This is a genomic window from Lactococcus sp. FSL K6-0773, assembly GCF_038006485.1.
Taxonomy (GTDB): domain Bacteria; phylum Bacillota; class Bacilli; order Lactobacillales; family Streptococcaceae; genus Lactococcus; species Lactococcus lactis.
Window position 1 is genome coordinate 690,516 of sequence record NZ_JBBOVF010000001.1, and the last position, 12,429, is coordinate 702,944.

Sequence of the window (12,429 nt, forward strand, 5' to 3'; positions counted from 1 at the left end):
TACTCCTTTTGTGTTAAAATTCACATAGTTATTATAACAAATTTTTAGCAACTTTCCAAATATCTATAAAATTTTTAGCTGTCATTAAAAATATTTTCAGAATAAATCACAAAAAGTACTGACAGAATCGTCAGTACTTTCCATTTTTACTTATAAAGATTTATGAGTTCGATTGTAACTTAGAATAAGGCTGAGCATGTAGCATCCAACGCACTCCGTACTTGTCAGTAAAATCACCCATTTTTCCACCCCAGAATTGATTTTCAAAAGGTAAATTAACAGTGACTGTCCCCGATTCAACAGCCTTATTCCAAAAAGCATCTGCTTGTGAGACCGCTTGTTCGTCTTCCGAATCTAAATCAATTAAAATTGAAATGGAATCATAAACAAGAGGATCAACTTTCATAAAATTATCCGCAGCCATAATGGTTGAACCTAGAATGTCACATTGAGAATGCATTGTTAAATCTGAAGCCTTCTCAATTGGAACCCCAAATTGTTCAGCTTGTTCTTCAGCCAGAGGCAGTCGTGAAATATTTGTCGCTCCAAGAACATCTTTATAATAATCTAATGCTTCCTTCGTATTATTAAAAGTAAGATAAGGGTGAATATTAGCCATAGTAAGCTCCTTTTCTGATAAAATTTTATAGTAATTACAACTTTAATTCTATAACCAGTTTACCACAAGAAAGCGCTTCAATCCATTAATTCTGCTTGTCTATAACAATAATCTGCGTGATCATTAATCACTCCTACAGCTTGCAAGAAAGCATAGATAACCGTTGAACCTGTAAATTTAAAACCGCGTTTCTTCATATCTTTACTCATTTTGTCAGAAAGTTCATTTGTTGCTGGAATTTCTGACTCATCATTAACTTGATGCTGTAAAACTTTTCCGTCAGTAAATGACCAGATGTACTTATTAAAGGAGCCAAATTCTTTTTGAATTTCTAAAACTTTTTGAGCATTAACAATCGCCGCTTTAACCTTTAATTTATTTCTGATAATTCCCGCATTTTGTAAAAGTTCTTGTTCTTTATTCTCGTCATATACTGCTATTTTTTCAATTTCAAAATTATCAAAAGCTTCATAAAAATTTTCTTGTTTATTTAATATTGTTGCCCAAGAAAGCCCTGCTTGATTTAAATCAAGGACCAATTTTGCAAAAAGTTCCTGATCATTATGTAAAGGGACTCCCCAATAAGTATCATGATAATGAATCATTTTATCAGTTGACAAACACCAATTACATCTTCTTAATTCAGTCATTTCTACCTCTATCCAATCACTTTACATAATAGTTATTATGCAAAATCAATAAAATTTCTTTTCCCAATGCTCTCCATCAATCTCATAAACAAATTCTGAGTAAGTTGAGTGAAGCATCATGTCTGCCATTTCAAGAAAACTACTTGCAAGATTCAAATTCGCTAATTGATTAATATCTTGCCAAAAAACTTTTCCTTCATCTGTTTCATTAATTAATTGACCAGAGAATTCTGTTGTTGAATAAAGAAAAACCATATATCTTCTGTTCTTCTCAGGTTCAAACCAATCCTTAACTCCACAAAGTTTTAAATTTGTGATATCAAGTCCAGTTTCTTCCTTAATCTCTCTTATTGTTGACGGAACAAGAGCCTCACCTTTTTCCAGATGTCCTCCAGGAAAAGCAATTCCAGTCCATGATTTTTTACGCTCTTGAACAAGAACTTTATGGTTTTTTTCGTCAATAATGGCACACATATTTGTCAATTCGACTTGTTCTAACTCATGATAAGTCATTATTTTTTCACTACTTTTTCTATTTTTTCTCAATTGGAGCCATTGCTGCTAATAAACGTTTCATTCCGACTTCTGGGAAATTAATCTTGAGTTCCATATTTTTACCAGAACCAGAAATTCCTAATACCATACCTTCGCCCCATTTACGGTGAATCGCTGTATCGCCAATTTGCCAATCTTCTGTTTCAGAATTATTAATCGTCGCTTGAGCTGCAGTTGGATTAATGACTGCTTTTCTTTGATGAAGCGCATCTGACATCGAGATCCCACTGGCAAAACCACCAGATTTATAAGAAGCATTGAAGCTTGAATTTGCTTTACGAGCAATCCCAGCATATTCTAGTAATTCATCATCAATTTCCGAAATAAAACGGCTGGGACGATTATAATTCGTTTTACCATAAAGCACACGTTGATTGGCATTCATTAAGTAGAGCGTTTCTTCTGCCCGTGTAATTCCAACATAAGCCAAACGACGTTCTTCTTCCAACTCATCAATATCTTCATTTACCCGTGATAAAGGAAAAATGTTTTCTTCCATTCCAATTAAGAAAACAATTGGAAATTCCAAACCTTTTGCCGCATGCAGGGTCATCATTGTTACTTGGTCAGATTCTTCCTCATAAGCATCTGTTTCAGAAAGCAAACTAACTTCGTTAAGGAAACGGCTCAACTTATCTAATCCAGTTTCAACAATTGGCTCTCCCGTTTCTTCATCTAGAGGAATTTCTGATTTTTCATCAAACCCTTTAGTTACTGACAAGAATTCTTCAATATTTTCAATTCGTGCTTGATTTTCGATACTTGGCATCATTTGCAAAGCTTTGACATAGCCAGTACGCTCTAACATTTCTTCAACTAATTCTGTGATTGTTGAACTTTCACTATGGGTTCTCAACAAATCAAAGGCCATTGCCAAATTATAAATCTCACCAGCCGCTTTTCCACGAATATCGGATAACATAATATCAAAACTTGAATCTGCTAAAGAAAGTCCACGACTGTCAGCAAAACGACGTAATTTTTCTAATGCCCCCGGACCGACTCCTCGTTTAGGTTCATTAACAATTCGTTCAAAACTCATATTATCCGCTGGATTTGCTACTACATTTAAGTAAGCAATAACATCACGAATTTCCTTACGTGAGTAGAATTTAGTTCCCGCAACCATTGTATAGGGAATATTAGATTTAACAAAAGAATCTTCAATTGTCCGAGACTGAGCATTAGTCCGATAAAGCACAGCATAGTCAGCATAAGAACGTCCTGAACGAATGCCTGATGTGATAATTTCAGAAACCTTATTTGCTTCTTCTTGTTCATTTCCAGCGCGGAAATAAACAATCTTATCTCCAGCATCATTTTGCGTCCAGAGTTCTTTTGGTCGACGTTTTAAATTATTTTTTATAACATTGTTTGCCGCATCAAGAATTGTTTTTGTTGAGCGGTAATTTTCTTCAAGCAAAACAACTTTAGCTTTTGGATAATCTTTTTCAAAGTCTAAGATATTTTGCATATCTGCTCCGCGCCAACCATAGATTGATTGGTCAGCATCCCCAACGACACAGATATTTTGAAAACGACTGGCTAAAAGTTTAACCAACTGATATTGTGCATGGTTGGTATCTTGATACTCATCAACATGAATATATTGAAATTTTCCTTGATAGTAAGAAAGGACATCCGGGTTTTCATCAAAAAGGCGCAACGTCTGCATGATTAAATCGTCAAAATCCATTGATTCTGCTTTTCGTAATTCTTTTTGGTAAATCTTATAAACACGCGCAACAACCATTTCATATGGATGTCTAGCGCTTGTTTGAGCTTCATAAGCTGATTCATCTAATAAATCATTTTTAGCATTTGAAATCGCATTTAAAAGCCCTTTGGGTTCCCATTTTTTAGGATCTAAATTAGCTTCTTTCAAAATTCGTTTCATCAACGATTTTTGGTCCCCTGGATCTATAATTGTAAAATTACGATTATAACCAATATGATCGGCATCACGTCTCAAAATTCTTACACACATTGAGTGAAAGGTCGCAATTAATGTATCTTGTGCTCTTGGAGTAAGTGATAAAGCACGCTCCCGCATTTCTTTTGCTGCTTTATTTGTAAAGGTAATCGCTAAAATATTCCAAGGATTAACCATTTTTTCATCAATTAAGTAAGCAATTCGATGAGTTAAGACACGAGTCTTACCCGAACCAGCTCCTGCCATAATCAATAAAGGCCCTTCTGTAGTTTGGACCGCTTCTGCTTGTTTTTCGTTCATTCCTTGTAATAGTGGATTCATTTTATTCTCCTAGCTGCAAATCATTATTAATTATATCATAAGTAAATCACTTAATGCGAGCCTCTTATAATCTTCTATTTTTATGGTCTAAGCCTAATAAATATGCTAACCCCTCCATAAGCTTTAATGGTATAATAAAAAGAAAAGGAATAAATTATGATTTTTTTATCAACTGTATTAATTTTATGTTGTACTTGGTATTTTTTAAAATTTTTAGCTCATTTTTCTCGTAAAATTCACGATGAGGTTCGAAAATTATCTGTCTATACTCATTTTCTTTCAAAATGGCTTCAGTCAGCTCCTGCAACATTTACCTATACCGCCATTTTTTGCGCTTTTACGCTAGTTCAAAGAACTGCACCGCAACACTTAATTAACATTCTAACGAACCATTCTTCAACAAGTATAGCCAGAGTTTCTGATAAACCAATCTCTACTTTTTTTGATAGTGCTTTTTGGGTTGCGGATAACGGAGCAGGTCTCCTCATTTATGTTGTCCTTTTTTGGACCGTTATTGCTTGGGCAGAACGAAAATATGGTTCACCAAGAATGATTGTCATCACATTGTCTGGTCATATTTTAGCCAGTCTCACTACTATTTTTCTTGAACTTTGGGCAATAAATAGCGGACGTGCTCCCAGTTCTTTAGCAATGGCAACTGATGTTGGTGTTTCATATATTTTAGTTGCTGGTTGCGCTGCTGCCATCCTTATAATGAGAAAACGAATGTTTTATATTGGACTTATAATTTTAGGACTATTTATCTTACTTCCGTTATTCGTTGAACATAGTATTTGGGATATGGGTCATCTATTTGCGGCTTTTTTTGGCTTTATTTCTGCTAGATTACTCCTTAAATTATCACCTGTGCGTACGGTCAGTTCTCCTTACGAACTTCTTTTGAAATGTCGTTCAGAACTCTCCAACAAATAAAGACTAACCATATACCACCAAGCACCCCATTAATCTGCTGACCAAGAGGGCCTACTAACTGAGGAATTGCACCCGCAATGAAAGAAAGCAAAGTTGTAATTACAAAAGCAATGGCCAAAAGGAAAACAAATTTATTTCGATAAACTAAAAGTGAAAAAATCACTCCTGTAAGAATAAATAATAAGGCTAAAACACTTAATCCGTCATGTAAAAAGAGTTCAGGTGCTTTAAGAGGATTAGGAATTCCCTCACTGTGAGCAATATCAGCATAAGGAAAAAGTGTAGCTAAGCCTGTTGCTGCACCAAATCCCGCAATCGAAAGAAAAATTATGAGAAGACGTTTGTCTTCTCTTTCATTTTGTTTAAAAAGTCCCCACGCAAGTATCAAAGAAAAACAAGCGAAAAGAATATCTGTTAAGGTGAATAATTGATGATAAGGTTGATCAAGTGCAGAAAGTCCACTCAAAAGACTTGAGTTAACTACAGTTGGATTTAACCAAAATGCAAGAATCCAAGCATTGTACAATAAGGCAGCACAAATAGCAATAATGATTAAGTAATTACTTTTTTTCATTTTCTGAATCTACTCCTAAATCAGCTGCTTCAGTTGGTAAATAGAACTCTGCCATTGCAAAAGCAGGCAAACCATAACTGAGCGCTCTTTTTAACTCTGGCAAAGCATCTTCATTAGCTTCAGGGTCTGGAAAAACTTCTGATAAATCCATTAGAACTTCATCTTCAAGTAGATTACTAAGAAGGTTCTTTAAGGATTCAATTGATTGATAAGCCCATAAAACTGTTACTTTTGAATTCTGAATAGAAAATACCTTATCATATCCCGCAGCCAATGCCAAATAATCCTGCTTATCTACTTCAACAAATCTGTTTGATAGCAAATCTCTTCTAATTCTTGATAAATATTCTGTCCGTTCAATAAATTTTGTATGGTCTATTTTTTCGATATCTGTCAGTTCTCTTAGTGTTTTAGAAAGCATTTTCCATGAGTTAACCCGTAGACTCAATTCACCTGTTTGCGTGCGCATCAGATTTCCTTTAACCAATACTCTATCACCAATGGTCACATCTTTTTTCCATATTGCAAAATTTTCTAAACGATTTTCTAATTCAGCATATTCATTAAGAGTGTCACGTTTTATAACCAATTGAATTTTTGCTTGATTATCTGCCAAATCTGCAAATTGCATTGCGCCTCGGCCACGCAAACTAATTAACTTCCCATGAATGCTATATTCTTTTTCATCAAATTCATCAACTGATTCAAATTTATTTCTAAGGGTTTCTACTGATTCAGTTTCGCTATCGGGAAGACTAAATGGTGGAATGCCATTTTCTCTAAGATCATTTAATTTTTTTAGATAACTGTCATCATGACCAGCTTCATTCAATAATTCCAATCGTTTATTTTCTTCAAGTCGATGAACCTTTTTGATGAAATCTGATTTTTTCCACCAGCGATTTTCTGTTCTAGGGTCATAATCTCGTGAAAAGAAACTTTTGATTTTAGAAAAGATATTCGTCGGAACAAATCCTTCAGCTTGGCCAATTGCAAAAAGAACTGAAGTAAGAGAACCGCCATTATCATAACAAATATAACGAGTTCGCCATTCTGGCAAGTAAATATCATTTGAACGATAAAGTGATTCCAATTGGTACCAACGCGAAAAGAATTTCATTACAGTTCGTGCCGCTTTATCTAAGGCATTGGCTTGCAATGTTTCTCCGTTAATGAAGAATTGCCGTGCTGCTGCAAAGTTTAAACTAATTTCGCTTATCTCTTTTTCTTTAGCTGCTTCTATCAAACTGCTAATCATGAAAGTGACAGCTCCATTCATTGCCTCAGGAGAACGTCTCATCGTATCAAGCGACAGTTTATCTGACCCCACCGGAACAAAGGATAAAATTCCTTGAACTTTTCCAGCAGCATCGGATGCTGTTACAATCATTATTTGTTGGTCTGTTGGATCACCAAATCGACTTGAAGCCATTGAATAACCACGTTCATCACCATTTCGCCATTGTTCTGTTAATTTGGTTAAATCACTAAGTTCTGTAGCAGGAATTTCAGCCTGGCGACGAATCTTGACTTGATAGTTTTCTCTTTTTGCACGACGCATAACTTGTGCAACATCATGCATGGCTGGATTTTCAATAGAAAAGTCACGAACGATAACGACCGCTTCATCCCCGAATACAGTTGCGTTCAGCCCTAATTGAGCGTACATTTTTGCTCCTGCTTCAGAGGAGCCAATAACGCCTGGTGTCCAGCCCTGTGCTCGTGCAAGGTTGAGAAATGCTTCTCCCGCACTTTTCCATGATTTTTCATCTCCGATTGGGTCGCCGCTGGCTAACAAAACATCTCCAAAAAGATGATAAGTGATGGCAGCTTTTTTATTTTTAGAAAAGATAGCTTTCTTATCTCTGCGAGTCGCAAAGTATGCAAGTGAGTCATTATCACCATAATCTAGAATTAGCTGACGGATTGCTAGTTCTTGTTTCGCATTTGCCGAAAGTTCTTTTTGAGTAGAGCGCGTGAATATGAGAAATGCGCTGATAAAACCAAGAAGCATTATGACTGAAATTGTAGTACTGACCCAAATATTATTTCCAGAGCTGTACGGGAAAATTTCCTGACCAAAAGGAAGAAGGTAACGGAAATCACTGACAGATTCTCTAAAAACGTAAGCAATTCTTTGAGCTAAGGATACAGAACCATGGAAAGTTAAAAATGAAACGAATACTCCGCCAATAATAGAGCAGACAAATCCTACAGCCGCAATAATTATACCTTTCCACCAAGAGCCATTCACAATTTTTGTTGGGAAGGCATTTCGAGATAAAATCATTAATACAGCTGTCGCAAGAGAAACAACTACTCCGAGAATAACAAATAAAAGTGAGAAGATAGAAAATTGTGACATGTCAAGTGCTTCTTTGGTCACAAGTCCAAAGAAATAGGCCAATAAGAAAATAAGACCAAATGCAACAAAAGCTAATTGGAAATAGATAATTTCTATCCAAAGTGCCAATCTTCTCCGGTGTCGAATTGAGCTTGCTAAAATAAATAGAACAATTGCATTAAAAATACTAAAATCGGTAGGAAGGGCAAAAAGATAGAGGAAACCAGATAATAGTTTTTGAACAGGAGGCATCAACCAGCCGACAATCCCAACTATTAAAGCATAAATTGAGGCAAATTGTAATAAATGCCCGAGAAGTTTTGCAGACTTATCCTGCCATGGTTTTACTCGTTTTAATCTTTGTTTTACCTTATCTTGCTTAACTTTAGCTGATTTTTTATTTTTCATAACTTCCTTCTATCAAATAACTTTTATCCAAAAATAATTAATATATGTCGTTATCATATCATTTTTTCAATAATTTTTCATCCATTTTTATATTTGGAGGATAATCAAAAACCTTGATTATTTACAAGGTTTTTTCATCTATCGTATTCTCTATTGAATCGCATCCATAAAGAAATTCATTAATTTTCATCAAGAGCAGGGGGATATTACGATTTACAAAATCTCCATGCATTTTCCCACCATAGGGCTGATAATCAAATTGTTCATCTGTCAACTTCATACGATAAGTTTTAAGTGCTAACTTCCAAATTTTTAACTGAATAATAAATGGATAAGTAATCGGAACTTGAGGGCTTGTTATTACTTGTATTTTTTCAGCTGATAAATTTGTTTTTTCCAATAATTGATTGAGCTTATCTACGAATGAAACAGGAATACAATCAAACATTAATTGAACATCAGCAGATTGCAACCAGGGACTACGATCTACAACAGGATCCATTGATACAAGTGCATAATTTCCAAGTAATCCATGGTAAAGTGCACCCATACCCCCGCGGGAAGAACCGGCACATAGTATATTCTCCCTAAGTATCCCTTCTTCTTCGGCTGTTTTTGCGATTAATTCCTGAATATTTTGTTCATAATCTCTAAAATTGGGAGTGTTGAGATAATAAGAACCATTAATTAAATTACTATCGGCAATTCTTAATACCACTGTATTTTTAGCAATATAGCCTGTAATTCCTTCAAAAGGATTAGGAAAGAAGTTTTCCCGAGCATTCCCGTGATTGTAGCTCAATAGTCCTGGGAACCAAACCAAAAGTTTTTTAGTAAAAAAATCAGGCTGGTTTTGCGAAAGCTCTAAATCATAAAAAACTCCTTTATATTGCTTTAATCCAATTTCTAAATCTTTTCTCTTAACAGCATAAGCCCGACCGGCATAATAACCGTCAATGGTTTTATCTTCTAAAAGAAGCTGACGTAGTTTTTCATTTGCCACTGACCCTGTTTCCATACATGCTGCAACTAAATCATTTTCAATCGGGCAAAGGCTATCAAAATAATCATAACCGATTAAATCAGTAGCAATCAAAGCAACTTGAAAATGTTCCATTCCTGGACGAAGCAAATGACTTTTTTGCATTTTTTCTATCTGACCTTCAAAAATACAAGTGATGTGCCCTTGACTATCTAAAATTAATAGCCGCCCATTTTCAATTTTCCATGTTTGTTCAAAGTCACTATGCATTCCTTTTATCTTACCGTCAGGTTCAAATAACCAGATTCCCCATTTTGTATAGCTTGGCAATTGACAAAAATAAAATATTTTTCCCAGTAAAAAATTATATAATTCTTCATTCATTTTGTTTTTCCCTTTTTGTTTAATTTATGATGACTGTTGCATTTGCTTTTACGATTTGTCCTGTAATGTCTGTGAAATTAAATTGAATATTGTAGTTGCCAGGATAATCGGTAGCCCAATGAGTTTGTCCATCAACAATTATAGTTGGAACAAGGTAATGGATAGAAGACAGAGGGACTTGAGTTCCATTACTATACTTAGCATTCACTATGGCGTTATACATCACTTTTTCATAATTTCCACTGCCAGAAGCTGCACTAACGGTTGTGGTAAGTAAAATTGGACTAACAGTAGTTACCAATACTGTTGAAGTAATTATATCCCCGTGTTTGGGTCTTTAAAATTGAAATTAACATTATGAACTCCAGTATAATCTGTTGCCCAATAACTCAATCCATCGACAGTTATAGTGGGGACACAAAAGTGTATTTCTGATTGCGGAACTAAACTACCATCACTATAAACTGCATTCACAATGGAATTATACATAATATTTTGGTAGTTTCCACTACCAGAAATCGTTGTAATCGGCTGAGTAGTTAAGGTTGGATTAATCATCGATTTATTCATTAACGTTAATTTCCGAACATTACCAGTATGATAATATAAAGGTTGATTTGTTAATGTATTTATTCCAATCTTATCCTGAGTAGGAAGTTTATCCATACCTATAAGCCCTCTCCAACGTATATCATTATCGGCCCATGTATCATCAGCAATGTACCATTGTCCATTTACTTGAACCTCATTCCACTCGTGTCCCCCATTTCCAAAGGAAAGGTAAAAACCATCAGTAGGTATATTTCCATTATTAATTTCTGTCACTGCTGGAATTCCAGCATAGATATAACCAAGTTCTGAAAGCATCGAATACTGCATGCAATCACCTTTGCCAGATAAAAAAGCACTAAACGCTTGACCATAATATTGGTCATGGTCATTGCCAACAATTTCATTTAAACGTGCACCAGATATAATATTATTTGCTTCCGTGCCATCTTGTTCTGCACCTGCAAGATCATAAGTCATTAAATCATCAACGTAATCTTCTATTGCTTCTATTTTGTCAAAATCAGTATTTTTTCCTTCCAATACGTTACTGAAACCTTCCATAAGAGAGGTTGCTGATTTCAATTCATTTTCGCTATAGTTATATTTTTTATATCCGCCAGTTAAAATATAATTTTTTTCTTCTCTGGCTTCAAAGCCTTTTGTCATATATGATATGTCATGTGCATAAAAAGCCATTAGTATATTTCCATTATAGTTATCATAAACAGCGTTATTATCAGAGTCCTCATCTACAATCGCATTCTTATTTAATGTATTTTCTATTTCACTTATAGGTAGTGACGACGACGATAAAGAAACACTAGTAACCTTAACTTCCTGACTAATTGAAGCTTTGGTATAAGGGTCAACAAAAGAATAAGTTACCGAGTATATACCTGGTTTATCTGTAACCCAATTACCAAAAGCATCAGTTGATATACTATACTTTATCGGCCCGTTGTAATAATCTACTCCCTCTACTCGGTTCCCCTTAGAGTCTATGGCAGTTACAACTGCTTCTTTAGCGTGATTATAAAAGTCACCACTAACAGCATATACAGTTAAGTTCTTAGTAACTAGTGTTGGGACGCTATCAGCACTAACGCTGTTTTCTTGAGAAAACATAGCTATAAGCGTAAACAAACATATAAATAATAACCCTGTAAATGAATAAGTAATCTTTAATTTACAAATAAATTTCATAAGTTTCCTTCTGTTTACTTTATTTACCAAGATAATTATACTATCATCTTCCTTCTTTTGCAATCGCTATATTAAATAAAAAAAACTTCGTATAATAACGAAGTTCTTAAATCAGAAATTTTTAATTTGATTATATTTGGTTTCAAATGCATTTTTCATGGTATCAGTTGCTTTATCGTAAGATGTCTTATCTACAAAAGTTCCATGTACAATGATTCGATGAGTTGCCTCAGCATCAGCACAGGTTACTAAAGTGATTTCTTTTTTACCTGGACTATCATTGATTACTTCAACATGTTCTGGCGTCACTACATCAATCTTATCAATTTTATACTGATAAATATTATCTTTATCAGTCACATAAATTGTCATTCCTGCTTTTGCTTTCTCTAACGGAGTGAATAAGATAGATAAGTCAGAAGTAAATCCAGTCATATTATGACCAGCCAAACTATAGTTACCTTCACCCATGACTTCGTCAGCTTTCATTGTTCCCGCTCCATATAAAAGTGAAGTATTTCCAACCCCTTTAAAGATAGGAAGATTGATATTTAATTCGGGAATTGCAATACCACCAATTACAGGTAGAGGTTGACTATTAAACTGGTTGGTAAGGACTGATTGAAAATCTACTGATTTTACCGCAGCAAAATCAAAACTCACATCAGCTTTTTTGTTTTTTTCTATCTTTTCTTGTGAAACATTATGAAGTTGATATTTATTACTATTTGTTGCAATCAACATGTTACGAATTGGCTTATTAAAAATTAAGACTAATCCTACTATAAATAAAAGAACAATAAATGTATTTAACAGCCAGTTATATTTTCCTCTTTTAGTTTTTTTACGCTCTGCCATTTTACCCACCTTGTCTTTTTGTGTACTCTTTTTATTCATTGTATCATGCTTTAAGTTCTGAGTCAAAAGTTTTAATTGTTTTACAAAAAAATCTTGCGTATAGCAAGATTTAA

General features: G+C 34.5%; 11 protein-coding genes. 1 reads left to right on the forward strand and 10 read right to left on the reverse strand.

The window, feature by feature from the left end:
* Window positions 1–160: 160 nt before the first annotated feature.
* The 4 genes from MHB61_RS03320 to pcrA form a co-directional block, all read right to left on the reverse strand.
* Window positions 161–619 carry a VOC family protein gene (locus tag MHB61_RS03320; protein ID WP_003132063.1) on the reverse strand — a complete coding sequence of 153 codons (459 nt, stop codon included), beginning with the start codon at window positions 617–619 and terminating at the stop codon, window positions 161–163.
* Window positions 620–696: 77 nt separating this feature from the next.
* Complete coding sequence (locus tag MHB61_RS03325) at window positions 697–1,269, reverse strand: DNA-3-methyladenine glycosylase I (RefSeq protein WP_014570578.1); 573 nt, start codon at window positions 1,267–1,269, stop codon at window positions 697–699.
* Between the two features lie 45 nt (window positions 1,270–1,314).
* The gene (locus tag MHB61_RS03330) at window positions 1,315–1,782 is read right to left on the reverse strand and encodes an 8-oxo-dGTP diphosphatase (protein WP_003132061.1); all 468 of its coding nucleotides are present in this window, start codon (window positions 1,780–1,782) and stop codon (window positions 1,315–1,317) included.
* Window positions 1,783–1,801: 19 nt separating this feature from the next.
* The gene (gene pcrA / locus MHB61_RS03335; RefSeq protein ID WP_003132060.1) at window positions 1,802–4,078 is read right to left on the reverse strand and encodes a DNA helicase PcrA; all 2,277 of its coding nucleotides are present in this window, start codon (window positions 4,076–4,078) and stop codon (window positions 1,802–1,804) included.
* Window positions 4,079–4,234: 156 nt separating this feature from the next.
* Here pcrA and MHB61_RS03340 point away from each other — a divergent pair, with 156 nt between their 5' ends.
* The gene (locus MHB61_RS03340; RefSeq protein ID WP_010905769.1) at window positions 4,235–5,011 is read left to right on the forward strand and encodes a rhomboid-like protein; all 777 of its coding nucleotides are present in this window, start codon (window positions 4,235–4,237) and stop codon (window positions 5,009–5,011) included.
* Here the strand turns inward: MHB61_RS03340 and MHB61_RS03345 are convergent.
* The 6 genes from MHB61_RS03345 to MHB61_RS03370 all read right to left on the reverse strand — a co-directional run bounded on the left by MHB61_RS03345 (window position 4,956) and on the right by MHB61_RS03370 (window position 12,316).
* On the reverse strand, window positions 4,956–5,585 hold the full coding sequence (locus tag MHB61_RS03345) for a DUF998 domain-containing protein (protein WP_010905768.1): 630 nt from the start codon (window positions 5,583–5,585) through the stop codon (window positions 4,956–4,958). The two genes, MHB61_RS03340 and MHB61_RS03345, sit on opposite strands and share 56 nt — an antisense overlap.
* Window positions 5,572–8,337: a phosphatidylglycerol lysyltransferase domain-containing protein gene (locus MHB61_RS03350; RefSeq protein ID WP_137015838.1), complete on the reverse strand. Its 2,766-nt coding sequence runs from the start codon at window positions 8,335–8,337 to the stop codon at window positions 5,572–5,574. The genes MHB61_RS03345 and MHB61_RS03350 overlap by 14 nt, the downstream gene beginning before the upstream one ends.
* A 121-nt stretch (window positions 8,338–8,458) precedes the next feature.
* A complete protein-coding gene (locus tag MHB61_RS03355) occupies window positions 8,459–9,703 on the reverse strand; it encodes an XcbB/CpsF family capsular polysaccharide biosynthesis protein (RefSeq protein WP_137015836.1) in 1,245 nt (414 codons plus the stop codon).
* A gap of 19 nt (window positions 9,704–9,722) precedes the next feature.
* Window positions 9,723–10,004, reverse strand: coding sequence for a hypothetical protein (locus tag MHB61_RS03360; RefSeq protein WP_003132055.1), 282 nt, complete (start codon window positions 10,002–10,004; stop codon window positions 9,723–9,725).
* A 14-nt stretch (window positions 10,005–10,018) separates the two neighbouring features.
* Complete coding sequence (locus MHB61_RS03365) at window positions 10,019–11,458, reverse strand: transglutaminase-like domain-containing protein (protein ID WP_021214542.1); 1,440 nt, start codon at window positions 11,456–11,458, stop codon at window positions 10,019–10,021.
* 111 nt (window positions 11,459–11,569) lie between these two features.
* Entirely contained in the window at window positions 11,570–12,316 is a 747-nt protein-coding gene (locus tag MHB61_RS03370) for a class A sortase (protein ID WP_012897725.1), read from the reverse strand.
* Window positions 12,317–12,429 lie beyond the last annotated feature (113 nt).